At 63.0% G+C, this 17909-nt stretch carries 20 protein-coding genes, 1 tRNA gene and 1 pseudogene; 10 read left to right on the plus strand and 12 right to left on the minus strand.

Annotation, left to right across the window (positions count from 1 at the left end; translation table 11 throughout):
* Positions 1 to 8 precede the first annotated feature (8 nt).
* The gene (gene chpT, locus V1290_RS13065; protein WP_334364780.1) at positions 9 to 656 is read right to left on the minus strand and encodes a histidine phosphotransferase ChpT; all 648 of its coding nucleotides are present in this window, start codon (positions 654 to 656) and stop codon (positions 9 to 11) included.
* Positions 657 to 806: 150 nt separating this feature from the next.
* Here chpT and V1290_RS13070 point away from each other — a divergent pair, with 150 nt between their 5' ends.
* The gene (locus tag V1290_RS13070; protein WP_334364781.1) at positions 807 to 1631 is read left to right on the plus strand and encodes a 3'(2'),5'-bisphosphate nucleotidase CysQ family protein; all 825 of its coding nucleotides are present in this window, start codon (positions 807 to 809) and stop codon (positions 1629 to 1631) included.
* Between the two features lie 62 nt (positions 1632 to 1693).
* Here the strand turns inward: V1290_RS13070 and V1290_RS13075 are convergent, their stop codons facing one another.
* Positions 1694 to 2158 (minus strand): YHS domain-containing (seleno)protein, encoded by a 465-nt coding sequence (locus V1290_RS13075; RefSeq protein ID WP_334364782.1) that lies wholly within the window; start codon positions 2156 to 2158, stop codon positions 1694 to 1696.
* A gap of 152 nt (positions 2159 to 2310) precedes the next feature.
* Here V1290_RS13075 and V1290_RS13080 point away from each other — a divergent pair, with 152 nt between their 5' ends.
* The 3 genes from V1290_RS13080 to V1290_RS13090 all read left to right on the plus strand — a co-directional run bounded on the left by V1290_RS13080 (position 2311) and on the right by V1290_RS13090 (position 4557).
* Positions 2311 to 2943, plus strand: a complete 633-nt coding sequence (locus V1290_RS13080) for a DUF1134 domain-containing protein (protein ID WP_334364783.1) — start codon at positions 2311 to 2313, stop codon at positions 2941 to 2943.
* Positions 2944 to 3082: 139 nt separating this feature from the next.
* Positions 3083 to 4366, plus strand: coding sequence for a hypothetical protein (locus V1290_RS13085; RefSeq protein ID WP_334364784.1), 1284 nt, complete (start codon positions 3083 to 3085; stop codon positions 4364 to 4366).
* Between the two features lie 116 nt (positions 4367 to 4482).
* Positions 4483 to 4557: transfer RNA gene (locus tag V1290_RS13090), tRNA-Val, on the plus strand.
* A gap of 105 nt (positions 4558 to 4662) precedes the next feature.
* Here V1290_RS13090 and V1290_RS13095 read toward each other — a convergent pair.
* Positions 4663 to 4812, minus strand: coding sequence for a hypothetical protein (locus V1290_RS13095; RefSeq protein WP_334364785.1), 150 nt, complete (start codon positions 4810 to 4812; stop codon positions 4663 to 4665).
* A gap of 102 nt (positions 4813 to 4914) precedes the next feature.
* Positions 4915 to 5115, minus strand: coding sequence for a hypothetical protein (locus V1290_RS13100; protein WP_028351264.1), 201 nt, complete (start codon positions 5113 to 5115; stop codon positions 4915 to 4917).
* A 180-nt stretch (positions 5116 to 5295) separates the two neighbouring features.
* Between V1290_RS13100 and V1290_RS13105 the strand changes: the two genes are divergently transcribed.
* The 3 genes and pseudogenes from V1290_RS13105 to V1290_RS36510 form a co-directional block, all read left to right on the plus strand.
* Positions 5296 to 5424, plus strand: coding sequence for a hypothetical protein (locus tag V1290_RS13105; protein ID WP_334364786.1), 129 nt, complete (start codon positions 5296 to 5298; stop codon positions 5422 to 5424).
* 1045 nt (positions 5425 to 6469) lie between these two features.
* On the plus strand, positions 6470 to 6844 hold the full coding sequence (locus V1290_RS13110) for a nuclear transport factor 2 family protein (protein WP_334364787.1): 375 nt from the start codon (positions 6470 to 6472) through the stop codon (positions 6842 to 6844).
* A 48-nt stretch (positions 6845 to 6892) separates the two neighbouring features.
* Positions 6893 to 6979: pseudogene (locus V1290_RS36510) on the plus strand (hypothetical protein); the annotation flags it as partial.
* Positions 6980 to 7161: 182 nt separating this feature from the next.
* On the opposite strand, the gene V1290_RS13115 reads toward V1290_RS36510, so the two are convergent.
* The 5 genes from V1290_RS13115 to V1290_RS13135 all read right to left on the minus strand — a co-directional run bounded on the left by V1290_RS13115 (position 7162) and on the right by V1290_RS13135 (position 11257).
* On the minus strand, positions 7162 to 7302 hold the full coding sequence (locus V1290_RS13115) for a hypothetical protein (RefSeq protein WP_334369288.1): 141 nt from the start codon (positions 7300 to 7302) through the stop codon (positions 7162 to 7164).
* 100 nt (positions 7303 to 7402) lie between these two features.
* The gene (locus V1290_RS13120; protein ID WP_156433882.1) at positions 7403 to 7582 is read right to left on the minus strand and encodes a hypothetical protein; all 180 of its coding nucleotides are present in this window, start codon (positions 7580 to 7582) and stop codon (positions 7403 to 7405) included.
* A 122-nt stretch (positions 7583 to 7704) separates the two neighbouring features.
* Positions 7705 to 9024 carry a M20/M25/M40 family metallo-hydrolase gene (locus V1290_RS13125; protein ID WP_334364788.1) on the minus strand — a complete coding sequence of 440 codons (1320 nt, stop codon included), beginning with the start codon at positions 9022 to 9024 and terminating at the stop codon, positions 7705 to 7707.
* Positions 9025 to 9046: 22 nt separating this feature from the next.
* Positions 9047 to 9562 (minus strand): hypothetical protein, encoded by a 516-nt coding sequence (locus tag V1290_RS13130; protein WP_334364789.1) that lies wholly within the window; start codon positions 9560 to 9562, stop codon positions 9047 to 9049.
* A gap of 147 nt (positions 9563 to 9709) precedes the next feature.
* Positions 9710 to 11257: an acetolactate synthase large subunit gene (locus V1290_RS13135; protein ID WP_334364790.1), complete on the minus strand. Its 1548-nt coding sequence runs from the start codon at positions 11255 to 11257 to the stop codon at positions 9710 to 9712.
* A 229-nt stretch (positions 11258 to 11486) separates the two neighbouring features.
* Between V1290_RS13135 and V1290_RS13140 the strand changes: the two genes are divergently transcribed.
* From V1290_RS13140 to V1290_RS13150, 3 genes are all read left to right on the plus strand, one after another.
* Entirely contained in the window at positions 11487 to 12083 is a 597-nt protein-coding gene (locus V1290_RS13140) for a L,D-transpeptidase (protein ID WP_334364791.1), read from the plus strand.
* A gap of 175 nt (positions 12084 to 12258) precedes the next feature.
* Positions 12259 to 12993: a DUF2927 domain-containing protein gene (locus V1290_RS13145; RefSeq protein WP_334364792.1), complete on the plus strand. Its 735-nt coding sequence runs from the start codon at positions 12259 to 12261 to the stop codon at positions 12991 to 12993.
* Positions 12994 to 13145: 152 nt separating this feature from the next.
* The gene (locus tag V1290_RS13150; RefSeq protein WP_334364793.1) at positions 13146 to 14144 is read left to right on the plus strand and encodes a LysR family transcriptional regulator; all 999 of its coding nucleotides are present in this window, start codon (positions 13146 to 13148) and stop codon (positions 14142 to 14144) included.
* Between the two features lie 11 nt (positions 14145 to 14155).
* On the opposite strand, the gene V1290_RS13155 is transcribed toward V1290_RS13150, so the two are convergent.
* From V1290_RS13155 to V1290_RS13165, 3 genes are all read right to left on the minus strand, one after another.
* The gene (locus V1290_RS13155; protein WP_334364794.1) at positions 14156 to 15259 is read right to left on the minus strand and encodes a M48 family metallopeptidase; all 1104 of its coding nucleotides are present in this window, start codon (positions 15257 to 15259) and stop codon (positions 14156 to 14158) included.
* A gap of 21 nt (positions 15260 to 15280) precedes the next feature.
* Positions 15281 to 16438, minus strand: coding sequence for a DUF898 family protein (locus tag V1290_RS13160; RefSeq protein ID WP_334364795.1), 1158 nt, complete (start codon positions 16436 to 16438; stop codon positions 15281 to 15283).
* A 197-nt stretch (positions 16439 to 16635) separates the two neighbouring features.
* Entirely contained in the window at positions 16636 to 17808 is a 1173-nt protein-coding gene (locus V1290_RS13165) for an isovaleryl-CoA dehydrogenase (RefSeq protein ID WP_334364796.1), read from the minus strand.
* Positions 17809 to 17909 lie beyond the last annotated feature (101 nt).

Raw genomic sequence — 17909 nt, forward strand, 5'->3', positions numbered from 1 at the left:
CGCCGCGCTCAGGAAGCAGTAACGAGCACTTTTTCCCCGTCGGGTGCAAGCGTCACGCTCAGCCCGCAGGCCTGCGCCAACAGCCGCGTATAGTAAGGCTGCACCGCATGCGCGTCGACGGTCGCCGTCGAACTCGCGCTCACGAGATTGGCGATGTTCTGCGGCACGCGCGCGTTGAGGCCCGAAGACGTGACGCGAAAACCCATCGTCTCGCCGTCGCCGATCGGATCGATCGTCAGCGTGCCGCCGCGCGGGATCGTTTGCTGCGCGATGATCAGCATGTTCAACAGCAGCTTGACGCGGTTCTTCGGCAGCAACAGCCGCGGCAGATTCCAGGTGATGGCGATCTTGCCGTCCTCGATGTGGCCGCGTGCCATGGTCTGGGCATCGCCGAGATCGATCTGCGCGCCCGCCGATCCGGCAGCGCCGAACGCCAGGCGGCAGAACTGCAACCGTGCGGAGGCGGTCTTGGCGCTCTTGCGGATCAGATCAAGCGCGAAATCGCGGTCTTCGGGCTTCGGGTTGTCGTCAAGCACCTCAAGCCCATTGACGATCGCGCCAACCGGGCTGATGAGATCGTGACAGACTCGCGAACACAACAGCGCCGCAAGTTCGAGGGTATCGGGAGCCGGACCGGGAGATGAAGTGCCAGACATCATGGGTTCCTGGAAAGCCGCCGGGTCACAAATTGCTGGCGGACCGTTACGAATCACGCGTGCTTATCGGTTTGATACACTGCGCAGCCCCGTGCTGCCAGCAGGGGGCGGCAATGGTAAGGCAGGACGAACAGCAAATGGGCCGAGCTCATGAATGAGGCACGTCCGCCCGCGCTCGATCGCGAGGCCGCAGCAGTGCTGATCGAACCGCTGACCGAGATCGTGATCCGGGCCGGCGCCGCCATCCTTGCGGTCAACCGTTCCGCCATGAAGGTCGACGGCAAGGCCGACGGCTCGCCGGTAACGGAGGCCGATCTGGCGGCCGACCGAATCATCGCTCAGGGCCTTGCCCAGGTAGTGCCCGAAATACCTGCGCTCTCGGAGGAGCGCGTCCAAACGTCCGCGTTTCCCTATATGGAAAGCTTCTTCCTGATCGATCCGCTCGACGGCACCAAGGAATTCGTCGCCGGCCGCAACGAATTCACCGTCAACCTGGCGCTGGTGACCCGGAGGACGCCGCTGCTTGGCATTATCAGCGCACCTGCGCTCGGGCTGATCTGGCGCGGCATTGTCGGACGCGGCGCGGAGCGGCTGACGCTCCGCAAGGGCAAGCCGCTCGTCGAGCCTATACGTACCCGCCCCTGCCCGCCGCGCGGTCAGCCATGGACCGTGGCGGTCAGCCGCTCGCATGGCGACGCCAGGACCGAAGCCTTTATTGCCGCAAGACCGGGGGCCGTGCGGTGCGAGCTTGGCTCGGCGGTCAAATTGGGCCGGGTGGCCGAAGGCTCCGTCGATATCTATCCCCGGCTGTCGCCGGTCTCGGAATGGGACGTGGCCGCGGGCCATGCCGTCGTCGCGGCCGCCGGCGGCAAGATCACGGATTCAACCGGCGCCGCCCTGCAATTTGGCACGGGACGGACGGGCTTCATCGTTCCCGAATTCATCGCCTGGGGCGATCCGAAGGCGACGCCCTGAACGCGGGGCCTGTAACCCGGGCGAGCGCAGCGACCGCGGGAACAGTGCCGGCCAAATGGAAGCTACTGCGCTAGCCCTCGCTCGAGCGCCGGCCAACGTGCGGTGGCTTCCTCGACGAAACGCGCCGGTTCGGCGGCGAACGCATCGCGGTTGTCCTCGCGGCCGAACAAATAGAGCCGCTGGCCCGCAACCACCCAAAAGCGCGGGTTGCCTGCATAGGTAACCCCTCGCCCCAGGTCGACCGGATCATAGCCGCCGAACTGAGGCCCGTAGATATCCGGATGCGCGACGAAAGAAGCGCGATTGCCCTGGTTGCGGAAACGCCAGACGGCGCCGGCTTCGCGAGCCTCGAAATCGGGTAAGCCCTCGATGGCCATGGATTCCGTAAAGTAGGCGACGGGATCGAAGCCTCCGATGGCGAGTCCGGAATAGCGGTTCACCACCACCCGCTCGGTGGTCGCGGCGCGCGCGGCGAAATCAAGGCTGGCTACGCAAAAAAAACTTGCCAATAAGGCAAAAGCGGCCATTTGGGGGCGCGAACCGTATCTTTCCTGCCGTTGTGCCGTCATAGTTGGTGCCGATAACATGCGAGTCGAGGGGACACTGGGCGCAACCTAGAGCCATGCTTGTTGGCGTCAGGTTAAGGCGGCGGCCAGAATTCGATGCCAGGGGTTCTTTCATGACGTTTGCTTCACGCCTTGCCGCGGTGACGTTCGCCGCGCTGATGTGCTGGACCGTGCCAGCTTCTGCGCAGCAGCCGCCGCCGGGAGGGCCTTATCCGCCCCCACCGGGCGGACCTTACCCGCCACCACAGCGGCAGCCGGGTCCCGAGACTTTCGGGCCCGAGGAGTTGGTGTCGGCCGGGCACAAGTTCTTCGGCAACGTCTCGCGCGGCCTCGCTTCGGTCATCGAACGGGCGGTGAGCCAATGGGGCTTGCCCAATGGCTATGTGCTCGGCGAGGAAGGCTCAGGCGCCTTTGTGGCGGGCCTGCGCTACGGCGAAGGCACGCTCTACACCAAGAATGCCGGCGACTTGCGTGTCTACTGGCAGGGGCCGTCGGTCGGCTTCGACTGGGGCGGCGACGGCGCGCGCACCATGACGCTGGTCTACAACCTGCCCGCCACCAATGCGATCTATCAGCGCTTCGTCGGCATCGACGGCTCCGCCTATATCGTCGGTGGCTTCGGAATGACCGCGCTGACCGCCAACAACATCGTGCTGGTGCCGATCCGTTCCGGCATCGGCTTAAGGCTCGGCGCCAATGTCGGGTATCTCAAATATACCCCACGGGCGACCTGGAACCCATTCTAAGCCCAGCTTCAAGCACAGACGCCAAGTCTCCCCGGATCTCCCCGGATGGATTCAGGTTAACGCGGCATCGGGCTGGCGCAGGGTCGGGCTGGCGTGGCAATGTGATTAACGATTCCCTGTCTGTGTGGAGTAACCATCCATGATCGAGCCGATCATGTATCTGGCGATCGGTTTTCTGGTCTCGATGTTGTTCGGCCTGATGATCGTGCCGCTGGTGCATAACCGCGCGGTGCGGCTGACGACCCGGCGGCTGGAGGCGGCGACGCCGCTGTCGATGGCCGAAATCCAGGCCGACAAGGATCAGTTGCGCGCGGAATTCGCCATGTCGGCGCGGCGGCTCGAAATGAGCGTCGAGCAGCTCAAGAACAAGACCACCAGCCAACTCGCCGAACTCGGCAAGAAGAGCGATGCGATCAATCGCATGAAGATCGAGCTCGGCGAAAAGAACGCCACGATCTTTGCGCTCGAAGCGCGCGAGAAGGCGATGAAGGAGCAGCTACGCGCCACCGAAGAGGAATTCGCGGCCAAGACCGAGCTGTTGCGCAACGCCGAGCAGGCGCTGACCGACAAGCAGGCCGAACTCGCCAGGATCAATCACGAATTGAACGACCGTTCGATGATGGCGGACAGCCGCCAGGTCGAGCTGGTCACGGTGCGCACGCAGATCGAGGAACTGAAGGGCCGCGTCGGCGACGCTGAAAAGGAATTTTCGGCAACCCAGACCCGCCTCGCGCAGGAGCGCGCCGAGTCCGAGCATGCGACGCGCGAATTGACGGAAGCGCGCAGCCGTGTCGAAAATTTGAGCCAGCGCGTCACCGATCTCGACCGGCAATTGATCGTCCAGGTCAAGGAAGCCGAGATGCTCGGCAACCGCGTCAACGACCTCGAAGCGCGGCTGGCGACGCAAGGCAAGATCCTGGCTGAGCGCGAATACGAGAACAATCAGCTCCGGCAGGCGAACGAAAACGCTGAACGCACCGCGCGCGAACTGCGCGAGGAGATCGCAGGCATGAGCGGCGGCAAGTCGCCGACCGTGGAAAAATTGCGCACCGAGAAGGCGGCTCTGGAAGAGCAGCTTCGCATCGCCCGCGACGAGCGCGCCAAACTGCAGCGCGACATCAACGCGATCCAGCAGCAGGCCGAAAGCTCCTGGGCGACCGAGCGCATGGAGAACGCGCTGCTCCGCGAGCGCATCAACGACATCGCGGCCGAAGTTGCAAAACTCGCGATGCAGCTCGAGGGACCGAATTCGGCGATCGAGGCCATGCTGGCGGCGGAACCGGCCGTGCCGAAAGTGCCGGCCAAACCCGCCAACGACGTCGCCGGTGCCGCCCCCGCCATGTCGGAAGGCGGCGGGACGCTGGCCGAGCGCATCCGCGCGCTGCAGTCGCACGCTTCGCGGGCCCGCCAGCAGGGGGCGTAATTCCCCGTCCCCGCGCGAAAACGCGAGGTCACGGCCCGACTGATCGCTTGACACTATGGGCTCGTCCTTCGTAAATCGCGGGCTCTGACCGGGCTCATTCTTCGCCCACATTTCCCGGACGCATAGCTCAGCGGGAGAGCGTTCCCTTCACACGGGAGAGGTCCAAGGTTCGATCCCTTGTGCGTCCACCATTCCAAAGCCCCGTAAATCGGGGCTTTTGTCTTTTGGTACCCGCCTATTCGGCGGATAGCCGCGTCACCAGCGTGACGCGTGTAGGCGCATCGAAATCGGCTTACCTATTCGATGTGGGCTTTTTCCTTCAGGTCGCGGATGCGAATTTCGGCCTCTTCCTTCGAGGTCACGATTTCGGACTGATCGGGAACGCGGGCCTCCCGGCTGAGCCTCTTCAATTCCTCGAGCTGTTCATGCGTGGGCTTTTCGGTCATGGGCACCTCCTCTGACGGGGCAACCGTGTCAAGAACGTCCTGTTCCCCTTGAGACGTCCGTTGCAGCCGCCACAGGAAGAGAGAGGCGCAGCCCAGGCGGCCTTACTCCGGCGCCCTCATGCCGGGCGAGCGGAGCCATTCGTTTAGCCGAGATGCGGCTTCCATCTGTCGCGCCCGCCGCAAGAGCAGTTCCCGGGCCATGCCGGGCTGTGCCTCCCTTGCCGCCTCTCTGAAGCGCTTGGCCTCTTCCGCCAGCCGCTCTTCGAAGGTCTTCTCATGCTTGATGCGTCGTCGTGTTGGCATGCCCGTGGTCCTCGTTCACGAGGGCCATTGAAATCCCGTGCCGGATCGCCGTCTGCCCGGCAGCAGACTCATCGAGCAGGCTGCTTGCTTTCGCCAATAAGCCGCGGCCCGTAGTTTGCCCGTCTTGCCGGAACTCGATTCTCGGGGCGTCGTGGTGGCGGCACTTTCCGGGAGCGAACCATGCTTACAACCCTTCTTGTGATGGCGGCCATCACCATCATCGCGGGCGCCGCGCTGATCGCTATTTCCGAGCTCACCCGTGCGCGCCACCCGCAAGCCGGTCCGCCGCCGCGGCGCCGGGCGTTTTAAAGGCGCGTCCCGCGTTCGCAGCGGAGCCCTTGTTGCAGGCCATCAGCAGAAAGGGCCCCAGCGGCGGCGCTGAGGTCCTTTCAGTTAATGTCGCATCGGGGATGTGCGACACACGGTCCAATGCGGCTCGCAGATTTTCGTTCCTATCGCGCTATGGCGCCGCGGGATCCAGTGCAGCCGCATTTAGCGTGGCGACGATCGCGTCGATATCAAGTTCGGCCAAATGCCAATCCCAATGAATTAAATGGCGCCGATTACTCGTTCCAGGACCTTTTCGTTTTAGCCAGCGCGGCTGCGCCAATTCTGGCACAACCGCGCTATCGGATTTCACAGGGGATTGAACCACTATTCAAGCAGCATGCGGGTTAACAACCGTGTACCCCCGTAACGAGCGTGCATGGATTCTCGTTGCGCGGCCGCCCGAGTTTGCATCGTATGCCATCCACGTATCACCTTCGACATGTCGCTCTAGAACGAAAACGTGCCCACGCCGCGCAGCGACCATTCCGGGTGCTGGCGATGTTCGTGGAAAGCGCAGCCAGTTGGATGCGAGATTTAGACCAGGCACGATCCGGCCGAAAACACGTATAGACGCGCCGCAGCCGCAGAACGAGCGGGGACAACCGGCCGGACGACCGCCGACCGTTTGACCGCGATCGACACTCACGCCCGCCAATTCGCGACGGTAACTCTGTGCGGTCGCTTGATGTGTGTAAGAACTAATCCGCTCACGACGGGGTTGCGAAAACGAGAAGTCGCAAGGCATCGTCACATTGCATTCGGGTATTTGAGCGGTACGGGAAGGACGGGCTTCCGAAGCGATCGACCCGGTTACAACAAGGACAGACGCAACAAGAATTTGTTTGAGCATGCAGAACTCCGATTTAACGGTCCTGCCCCGCAGTCAGAAGCCGATAACAGTTTGGCGAAAATGCGTTTAGGAGCGGCCGATGCTTCGGTGTGCGGAACCCCCAACCGCATCTGAACGCCTGGTTCACAACGTGTTCATTTGCTTTGCCGTTAATTATTCGAAGGAGGATCTGACATGACAAATGCGAATAATCGCTTCGATGCGATCGATGTTGTCGTTGGCTGGATCGACGCCTGTAAGCAGCGACGCCTCGATGCGCTATTGGACTTGTATGACGATGCCGCCACCGTCGAATGCTGTGAGGACGGCCGATTCAATGGCCGATCGGACATGGAGCGATATTGGCGGCCACGACTCGCCAAGGCGGGAAACAACGCGTTCGCCATTGACGTGTTGATCCCGGAGGTGGACGGCATTGCACTGGATTATCGCGGTTACGACGGAAGGATCATGAGAACGCATTTCCGATTCACGCAATCCGGCAAGATCCGGCACACGGCGTGCGAACCAGTAAAATCCGCCGCGTGGCGACGAACGATCGGCCATTGATGTGAAGCCGCTCGGCAGTCAGATCGAGCACGTCTCTCGGTATTTGAACCGTCGACCTGGATGATGATGATCGTTGCCTTGGCGGGCATCGGGGTCTGCGCCTATCGACGGCGTAATCCATTTGCTCGGGCATGACCCGCCAGCCCTTCTCTCAGAACAACGAAAAAAAGACCGCCCAAGGGGCGGTCTTTTTTTCGTTCTGGTTCAGGAGATCAACTACGTGATGCTGCAGCGCCGACGATGGTGCGTCCTGTTAACCGGACAAGGCAGGCTTCCTCGTGACCGGCAGCACGCGGGTCGCACAGAGATAGCCTAAGTCAGATCCCGAGCACCCATATCGCCACGATGGTGCCCAGCGTCGCTAGTCCGCTGATGGTCCATCCGGTTGCGTAAGAGAACTCATTATCGCTGGTGCCGCGCATCTCGTCGGCGCCTGTGGATGCAGACCGCCACCGCATGGCATTGCTCCAAAAAGCCTGCCCGCAGGTGTAACGTCGGCCCGGGTTCCCGGTTCCACTCAATTTGTAGGCCGTCGGAGAGACGGCCACGAATCTTCGATCAGACGAAGGAAAGCCGGCGCGCGTCGGCCGGTGCGACCTCGTTTTCGTCGCCGACGATGATGGTGACCTTCCATCCCTCGCTGGCCCAGACCCGCGCTTTGGCGACCGCCACCAGCATGCTGCTTCGGTCCATCCTGACGGTCTCGTCCTTGCGTTCCGCCACGATCCTGTACGCCATGCCACATCCCCTACGCACGTAGAACTACTGGGGAACGATGTTCCGTTACCGCTTTGGCCGCAATTGGCCGACAATTTGTCCAATCGGGGGCATGGTTAACGGTGCTGGGGACAGTTCGGCCGCTATTTCACAGCGTTTCGCACTGCAAGCGCCGGTTTGGTCACGCCGTCGAGCCCGGTCAGTATCAGGACGGTCAACAGGGCGTTCTGCGGGCCGTACCAGGCGTTGGTTGGCTTGTACCATTCGTTGCGCGAGTGCCAGTTGCCGCCCTCGCCGCCGCCGCCAATGGTGACGGCAGGGATGCCGAGCGACATCGCGATGTTGGAATCGGTGGACGAGCCGGCAAAGGTCGGCCGCGGCCCCTTGGTGACCGCGGAGACCGCGCGCTGGGTCGCCTGCACGATCGGCGAATCCATCGCGACAATGCCCGCCGGCCGGTCGCCGATCAGTTTTGCCTCGACCGTCATCTTGTCGGACTTCCAGCGCGCGTTCTCATCCGCCACCGCTTCCTTCACGAGTTCGAGCAGCCGGGCCTCGAGCTTGAGCAGTTCCTCGGTCGAATTCGAGCGCATGTCGACGGCCATCCGCGCTTCTGCGGCGATGGCGTTGACCGAGGTACCTCCGGTCACGGTGCCGACGGTAAACGTGGTCTTGGGATCTGACGGCGGCTGCAGCTCGGAAATTTTCGCGATCGCCCGGCCCATCGCATGCGTCGCGCTCGGCAGTCCGAACTCCTGGAACGAGTGCCCGCCCGGGCCCTTGAAGATGAACTCGTAGCGATGGCTGCCGGTCGCCTGGTTGACGACGCGGGTGATGCCGAGCCCGTCGATCGAGATGAAGCCGTCGATATCGGCGTGATCGCGGAACAGCGCCTTCACGCCGCGCAGATTGCCGAGCTCTTCCTCGCCGACGGTGCCGACGAACAGGATGTCGCCGACGGTCGCGATCGCGTTTTCGTTCATCACCTTGATCAACGACAGCAATGTCGCAAGACCGCGTGAATCGTCGCCGATGCCTGGCGCTACGATCGCGCCGTCCTTTTCCTTCACCGTGACGTCGGTGCCTTCGGGAAACACCGTGTCGAGATGCGCGGAAACCACGAGCTTGGGCCGGCCACCGCCACTGCCCTTGCGTAGCGCGATCACATTGCCTTCGGCGTCGATCGACGCATTCTTGAAGCCGAGCTCCTGCATCCGGTTCTGAAAATATTCGGCACGGACTTTTTCCTTGAACGGCGGCGCCGGAATTTCGGTGATGCGCTTCTGCTCGGTGAAGGTCCGCTCGTCGTCAGCCTTGATGTCGTCGAGCGTCTTGGCGATTTTGGGATGGGCCAGAATGGCTTCCAGATCGGGCGCGGAAGCTTGCGCAGCGGCCTGCTGCACCAGAGCGTGCTGTGCGACGGCGACAAATGCGATGGTCAGGATCGATCGACTGAGCGTCATCAAAAATCTCCCTTCGCGGACTTCAACCTGCGCTTAGCCCTGCATCCTTCAGTCGCTGCGCGAACCAGCCGGACAGGGCCTGGTCGAGAACGCCGCTGGTATAGACCTCCGACATCGCGACGTGGGTCTTGCCCAGCGTCAGCAGCACGCCGATCCAGTAGGCGAACCACAAGTGCGGATCGGTCAGCGCGCGCAGCTTGTGCTGGTCATGTTCGAGCGGCTGGTGATTGGCCGATTTGCGCACCTCGACCGCGAGCAGATTGTTGGGAATGACGCGCTGGTGCACCACGATGTCGGGATAGATGGATTTTGCGAGGTGATCGTCGGTCGAGACGGTGGATCCGTGCGGCAGCCGCAGCGTACGGTCGCCGAGCCGGTCGTATTCGCAATCGACCTCCCAGCCCGGGAAGTGCTTTTCGAACTGCACCGCCAGCCGGTGCGTCAGCGCGCGCTCGCCGACATCCCGTTCGAGCAGGAAGGTTTCGCATGCATAAAACTCGCGAAGTGCGGTGACGACCTTCTCCAGTTCAGTCTGCATCTGGCCTCCGCACCGTCATTGCGAGGAGCGAAGCGACGAAGCAATCCAGTCTTGTTTCCTGGCTTTCTGGATTGCTTCGCTACGCTCGCAATGACGATTTCATAATTGCGGCATTCCGGCTAGCTCAAAACTTTCGATGGTCGTTCCCTACATCTGCACTTCGATCAGCCGCGGCCCCGGTTCGGCCACGGCTTCCGCCAGCGCCTTGTTGAAGTCGTCGGCATTGGCGACCGCGCGGCCCGGCACGCCCATGCCCTTGGCAAGCGCCACGAAGTCGAGGTCGGGACGATCGATCTTGAGCATATCCTGCGCGCGCTGCCCCGGCTCGCCGGCGCCGACGCCGTCGAATTCGCCGCGAAGAATCTGGTAGATCTTATTGGCGAATACGATCGTGACGACGTTGAGGCCTTCGCGCGCCTGCGTCCACAGCGATTGCAGCGTGTACATCGCGCTGCCGTCGCCGACCATGCAGATCACCTTGCGATCCGGGCATGCCACCGCGGCACCGGTCGCGACCGGGGTCGAGAAGCCGATCGAGCCACCCATGTTCTGCAGCCAGTCGTGCGGGGCGGCAGCGGCCGTCGGCGGAAAGAAGCCGCGGCCGGTGGTGATGGATTCATCGACCACGATGGCGTTTTCCGGGATCGCCATCGCAATCGCCTGCGCGATCGAGGCGTGCGTCAGCGCACCGGTCGGTTTGGCGATTTCGACCATCTTTTGCGGCTGCCGGTCCTGCGGGTGCGCGTGCAGTGCGCCAGCCAGCGCTTCCAGCGCGGCAACGGAATTTTCCGCGCCGGTGGTCATGCGGTGGACCTCGCAGCCCTGCGGCTTCAGCATGCTCGGCTTGTTCGGATAGGCGAAGAACGCCACGGGGTCGTTGGCCTCGACCAGTACGATGTTCTTGAAATCCTTCAGTATCGGCAGCGCCTGCTCGATCACGTAAGGGATGCGGTCGATCGCGAACCGGCCCCGACCGCGCGCCATGCGCGGATTGTAGGTCTGGCCCATCACCTTGCAGCCGGTCTTGCCCGCGATCTGGGCAGCCAGCGCCAACCCCTGCTCGGTCAGCGCGCTGCCGGTCATCAGCAACAGCGTCGACGCGCCGCCGTTGCGCAAAACCTTGGCGGCATTGTCGACGGCCTGTGCGGAATAATTGGCGCGCTGGCTTTCCGCCGGCGCCAGCGCGATGCCGTCGGCCTCGTTCCAGGCAGTGTCGGCGGGCAGGATCAGCGTGGCAATCTGCGGCGGCGAACTCCTGGCGGCGGCGATCGCGGCCGCGCCATCGGCGGCAACGGATTTGGCATCCGGCGAGGTCCGCACCCAGGACGACATCGGCCGCGCCAACCCTTCGATGTCTGACGTCAGCGGGGCGTTGTAGCCGATGTGGTAGGTCGCGTGCTGGCCGACGATGTTGACGATGCCGGAATTGGCCTTCTTGGCGTTGTGCAAATTGGCAAGACCGTTGGCAAGACCGGGCCCGAGATGCAACAGCGTCGAGGCCGGCGTGCCCTTCATGCGGTAATAGCCGTCGGCAGCTCCCGTCACCACGCCCTCGAACAGGCCGAGCACGCAGCGCATCCCCTCGACCCGGTCCAGTGCGGCGACGAAATGCATCTCCGAGGTGCCGGGATTGGTGAAGCAGACGTCCACCCCGCCCGCGACCAATGTCCGCACCAGACTTTCCGCACCGTTCATGGTCTCATTCCCCTTCGCGCTTTGTTCTTAAGAACCGCTAACGATCAAACATTGTTCGCACGTTTCGTCAAAGGTTTAGCGGAACAATGCAGCCATCGATTCCAGCGTGTTGCCTTTTTTAACCGCGGCGTCTGAAAATGGCTGTGGTCACAGGCTCGTTGCTTGCACGACCGCCGCAATTATGGCCTGTCTCAACCTGCATATTCAGATTTTTTCGCGAGGGAGAAAAATGATCCGGGCTTTTGCTTTGCTGTTTGCAGCAATCACGATGCTGGTGGGGACCGGTCACGCGCAGGCCCAAAATCTCTTTTTCTTTGAAGACTCGCGCGACATCATGGGCGGCGGCCCCGGTTTCTTCCGACCCGGCATGCCCAGCGGAGCGAGCCCGATCCCGCGCACGACCGTGTATTTTCCCGGCGGTTACGCGCCCGGCACGATCTACATCAACACCGCCGAGCGCCGGCTCTATCTCATTCTCGGCAACGGCCAGGCGATCCGCTACGGCATTGGCGTCGGCCGGGACGGCTTCCGCTGGGGCGGAACCCACCGCATCAGCGCGAAGAAGGAATGGCCGAGCTGGACGCCGCCGGCTCAGATGCTCCGGCGCCGGCCGGATCTGCCGCGCCACATGGCCGGCGGCATCGACAATCCGCTCGGCGCCCGGGCGATGTATCTGGGATCGACGCTGTACCGCATCCACGGCTCCAACGAGCCCGAGACGATCGGACAGGCGGTCTCGTCCGGCTGCTTCCGCATGACCAATGAGGACGTGACCGACCTCTATAGCCGCGTCCGCATCGGCACGCCGGTTATCGTGAGAAATTAGGCTATCGCCATCCCGGAATTGGGTGTCATGCGCGCAAGCGTGTGATCGAGCCTTTCAAGCCTTGCACGCGCGCGCCAATTGCTGCAGCGTTGTTGGAATGCGCACGCCCCGCCGATTCCTGTATGTACGGATGCTAGCGGCTGCTCTGTGCGCCGCGTCACTCGGCGAAACCTTCATGCCGTGCACGGCCTTCGCCGATATTCCCGCCATCGCGCAGCGTCAGCGCACCGAGAAAAAGATCTTCACCGACAGCGAGATCGTCGAGGGCTTTCTGAAGATCGCCTTCGGCGCCGAATATCATCTCGCCGGCCGCGTCGACCGCATCCGCAAATATGACAGGCCGGTGCGGGTGTTCGCCGACGGCACGCGCGCCGACCGCAAGGCGCAGCTTGCGAAGATCGTTGCCGACATCGCCGCGCATGTTCAGCACCTCAACATCGCCATGGTCGAAACCAGCGAAGACGCCAACGTGCAGGTCAAGCTGGTGCGCGACCGCGATCTCCAGCGCACTATCGCGACCTTCTACGGCAGCGAGCGGGCGCGCCAGATTCGCTCTTCGCTCGACCCGCAATGCCTGTCCGGCTTTCGCAAGAACGAGAAATTCGAAATCGAGCATTCCGACGTGATCCTCACCGTCGACAATGGCGACTTCGTCTTCTTCGACTGCGCCTATGAGGAATTGCTGCAGTCGCTCGGGCCGATCAACGATACCTCGACCGTGCCCTGGACCATGTTCAACGACAATGTGTCGAGGGGCTATTTCGATATCTACGACCAATACCTCCTCAACCTTCTCTACGATCCCCGGATCAAGCCCGGCATGACCGTTCAGGAGGTCAAGGCGCTGCTGCCGGACGTGCTGGCCGACGTGCGCACCTGGGTACGAAAGGTCAACAACTTGCCGCAGTGACCGGCCGCGCTCCGATTCCGTCTCGGCCCCCAAATCGGGGCTATCCACCTTTTTTCCAATGACAACGCCAAGTTTTATTGATGAAAGGTTGTGACTTCCAAGAGCAAATCCTGTCTAATGGGGGTCATGGGTGCTTGCTATAAGTCTCTCAAATGAACGACCTGCCGCGGATCCAGGCTCTGCGCTGCTTCATCACCGTGGCCCGCGAAGGCACGGTTTCGCGTGCGGCCACCCTCCTGCACCTGACCCAGCCTGCCGTCAGCCTGCAATTGAAGGGCCTGGAGGAGAGCACCGGCTTGCAGCTTTTCAACCGGACGCCGGGCGGCTTTACCCTGACGGAGGCGGGTGCCGCCCTGCTGCCGCTGGCACATCGGACGGTCTCGGCGTCGGCCGATTTCAGGACCGCGGCGGATTCCTTGCGCGAATCGCTGCGGGGCACGCTGCGCGTCGGCACGATCCTCGACCCCGAGTCGATCCGGCTCGGTCCGTTCGTGCGAAGCCTCGCCATCTCCTCGAAGAAGACCGAAGTCTTCTTGCGCTACGGCATGGCCGAGGACGTGCTGGCGCAGATCGGCAGAGGCGAGCTCGACGTGGGATACTACATCGACACCACACCAGCCGGATTGCTTACGTCAGGGATGCTGTCCGAACGCACCATCGACGATGGCAAGTTCCAGCTCATGGCGCTGACGCGCTTCGACTACCGCGTGATCGCCCCTCGCCAATGGAGCGGCAAGGTCCTAGGCAAGGGCTGGGCCGATCTCGTCGACCTGCCCTGGATCGGAACGCCGCATGACTCGGCGCAGCGGAGGCTGCTCGACGACGTGTTCCGGCCGATCGGCTCATCGCCGAAGCGCATCGGCTTCGCCGATCAGGAAGAAGCCATGATCGATCTTGTCGAAGGTGGCAATGGCCTCGGTCTCGCCCGCGACAGCGTGCTCGACCGCGTCATGAGCAAACGGAATTTCGTGATTGCCGACAAGGTGGCGCTGACCTGCGATCTCGGTTTCGCCTGCCTGACGTCGCGGCGCCACGAGCCGATGATCTCGCAGGCCTTCTCGGCCATGCAGGCGGTATGGGACTTGAAGCCGGCCGGTGCGGCGCCCGCACCGATCGAAGCGGCGAGATCACGGAAGAGCGCCCGCAGGTAGGCCAGAGCGGGTCAGGATTTGCCGTCGCAGATCGATTTCAGCGATCGCCATTCCTCTGATGTCAACAGTGGCGGGCCGCTGGCCGGCGGGTCTTGCCGGCTCATCCGTGCCAGCCGGTCCTCGCTCAAGGGATGGGTGGAGATGATGGAGAGGCCCTTGCCTTCCTTTCCAGTGACCCGAAGCAGCAATTCCCCGGTCGGCTTCGCCGGCCGGCCGAGCCGGTGCATGACGTCGATCGCAAAACTGTCGGCGTCGTTCTCGGCTTCGCGTGAATGCGACGACGTCACCAGCGTGCGCGAGCCGAAGATGAGCGCGCTGGATCCCGTGATATCGCCGAACAACAATCCGATCAGGAACGACGTGCCGCCGTTGTGAATCATTGCGCGCATGCTGTCGCGATGCTTGAGATGGCCAAGCTCATGGGCCAGCACGCCCGCAATCTCGTCGGCGTTCTCGGCCTTCGCCAACAATCCGTTGAACAGATAGACCTTGCCGCCCGGCAGCGCGAAGGCATTCGGCAACGAGCTCGACAGCACGCCCGACTGCACCGAGGTGTCAAGGCCCGCGGATTCGCGAAGCGCGGTGACGAGTTTTGTGAAGGCCTTCTGCCCGGCGGCATTGTCGCACACCTTGGCATCGAACATCGTCTTGACCTGGCTGTCTGCGACATCGCCGAGCCGCCGTTCGAACGCTTCGGGCACCAGCGGCGTGAGGCGATCGGCCGCGAGTGGAAGTCCGAACAGCACCACGGCGACGATCGACGCCGCGGCCGCGAGCGACCAGCCGACGATGGCGGCAACGCCGCGGCGGCCGATCATGTGGTCATCGATGTTGGTGCAGCGCGACACCAGCTCGTTGGCAAGCTCCTTGTCGCGAAGTTCAAGTCGCGCCAGCGCGGGCGCGGTCAAGCAGCTCAGGCGCAGCACACCGGCCGGACTGTCGGCGCGGCGGATGTCGGCGTAGGCCCACGCCGCCAACGCTTGTTCGCCCTCGTCGATTGCGAGCCGGTCGGCAAGGCGGAGCGTCACCATGCGCCGCCGGCTCGACGTTCCGTCGAAATAGGTCGCCGAACCGAGCGTGGTCGATTTTGCAGGCGTTGGTGTATCGCTATCCATGACCATCAGGACTCTGAAGCCTTAGAAGCCGCCGACATCGAGGCCGTCGGCGAATCCTTCGCCCAGCGCGTTGGCCATTCCGCCGCGCGCCGAAACGTTGGCGGCTGTCTCGATACCGCTGACATTGATCGATCCGAGCACCCTGACCCAGAGATCACGCAACAGATAGACCCGGATCACGATATTCATCGCCAGCGCGAAGGCAAGATAGCCGATACCGGCGAGCGCCAGAAGCGGAATGCTGCTCGCGAATTCCTGCGACTTGAAAAATTCGCTGAATGAATCGGCGCTCATGCTGGCGACCAATACCGCCGCCAGCGCCAGGTAGGCCGAGAACACCAATCCGAGCACCACGATCCAGCCGATGACTTTCCAGTACAGGCCGATCAGCGCGCTCTTGGGCAACGACGATTCCACACGCACGCCGCCGAACCGGATGCCCGACAGCCACCAGCGCCATTCGATCGCCTTGAAGGCCCCGTAGATAAACGGCGCGAGCGGATACACCATCATGGCGACGGGCGCCAGCAGCCACAGCCACCAGCCGCGCTTGAAAAACTCCCAGCCGCGCCCCTCAAAACTGCCCTGCAGGTCGCCGTAGAAGGTGTGGCGCATCTTGTAGCGTTCGAGCGCGGCCGAGCGCCACGGCAGCGCCAGCCCGAGCGTCACCGCCGACAACAGGCCCCACAGTGTCGCCTGCAAGGCATAGATCCAGCCCGAGCCGGTCATCCAGAACCGCAGGCCGCGCCACACCGTGCGCGTCAGCCGGTAACGGCGCGCGCGGTAGATCGCAAACTGCCCGAACACATAGAAGAACGCGACCAGCGGAATACTGGCAAACGCCTGGATATGCTCGGCCTCGAGGCCGACCAGAAAATAGCCGAGATAGACCGGCACCAGGATCGCGAGCGCGACCAGAAATCCGATCAGCAATTCCTTGCCGCGGCCGGTATATTCTGCGGCGTCGCCATCGACATGGGTGTTGGCCCAGAGATGGCGGCGGATGTCGGTGAGCAGCCAAAACCGGTAGAAGCCGAGGGTGACGAATTCCAGCCCGGCGCCGCGTTTGACCAGATCAAAGAATTCGCCGCGGCTGCCGGAAAACGCCACCGGCATTGGCGGCGGCACGGGCAAGGGCTGCGGTGGCGGCACCTGCGGCGGCCAGCTCATCTGGTTCATGGTTCAACTCCAACGCGAACGGTAGCGGATCAAACCACAGATTTGCCGGTTGTTGTGTGACCCAGCTCCCACACATGCATTGAAGCTTGCGGGGTTTGAGGCTGGGCGGAGCCGTCGCGCCACACTGGGACCACGTGCGTTGAGAGAGCTCCTCATCCCAACCTTCTCCCCGCAAGAGCGGGGAGAAGGAGCAAGAGCTACGCCGTCTTTTCGAACAGCTCCCGCCCGATCAGCATGCGGCGGATTTCGCTGGTGCCGGCGCCGATCTCATAAAGTTTGGCGTCGCGCAACAGCCGCCCGGTCGGATAGTCGTTGATATAGCCGTTGCCGCCAAGGAGCTGGATGGCGTCGAGCGCGCACTGCGTCGCCTTCTCCGCGGCGTAGAGGATCGCACCGGCGGCGTCCTCGCGCGTGGTCTCGCCGCGGTCGCAGGCTTTGGCCACCGCATAGACATAGGCACGCGAGGCGTTCATCGTGGTGTACATGTCGGCTATCTTGCCCTGCACCAGTTGGAAGCTGCCGATCGGCTCGCCGAACTGCTTGCGCTCGTGCACGTAAGGCAGCACCACGTCCATGCAGGCCTGCATGATGCCGATCGGGCCCGCCGCCAGCACCGCGCGCTCATAGTCGAGGCCGCTCATCAAGACGTTGGCGCCGCGGCCGACCTCGCTGAGTACATTCTCCTCCGGCACCTCGCAATCCTCGAACAAGAGTTCGCAGGTATCGGAGCCGCGCATGCCGAGCTTGTCGAGTTTCTGCGCGGTGGAAAATCCCTTCATGCCCTTTTCGATGATGAAGGCGGTGATGCCGCGCGGGCCGGCGCTGGCGTCGGTCTTGGCGTAGACCACCAGCGTGTCCGCCTCGGGGCCGTTGGTGATCCACATCTTGTTGCCGTTCAGCACAAAGCGGTCGCCCTTCTTTTCGGCGCGGGTCTTCATCGAGACCACGTCCGAGCCCGCGCCCGGCTCCGACATCGCGAGCGAGCCGACATGTTCGCCCGAGATCAGTTTCGGCAGATACTTCCGCTTCTGCGCCTCATTGCCGTTGCGGCGGATCTGGTTGACGCAGAGGTTGGAATGGGCGCCATAGGACAGGCCGACGGAGGCGGACGCCCGCGACATTTCTTCCAGTGCGATGCAGTGCTCAAGATAACCGAGACCGGCGCCGCCATATTCCTCTTCCACCGTGATGCCGTGCAGGCCGAGCGCGCCGATCCTGGGCCAGAGATCGCGCGGGAACTGATTGCTGCGGTCGATCTCGGCGGCGCGCGGGGCGATCTCGTTTTGCGAAAACGCATGCACGGTCTCGCGAATGGCGTCCGCAGTCTCGCCAAGATCGAAGTTGAACATCCGATGGGCGTTGGGAATCATTGCCGCCTCCCGGCGAATTAAATGTTGTTTCAAACAGACTTAGTACCCGGACCTACACTTGTCACGCGGCGAAATACGCGCGCGCCGCCCAAGATCGGCCG

The organism is Bradyrhizobium sp. AZCC 1578, assembly GCF_036924675.1.
Classification (GTDB): domain Bacteria; phylum Pseudomonadota; class Alphaproteobacteria; order Rhizobiales; family Xanthobacteraceae; genus Bradyrhizobium.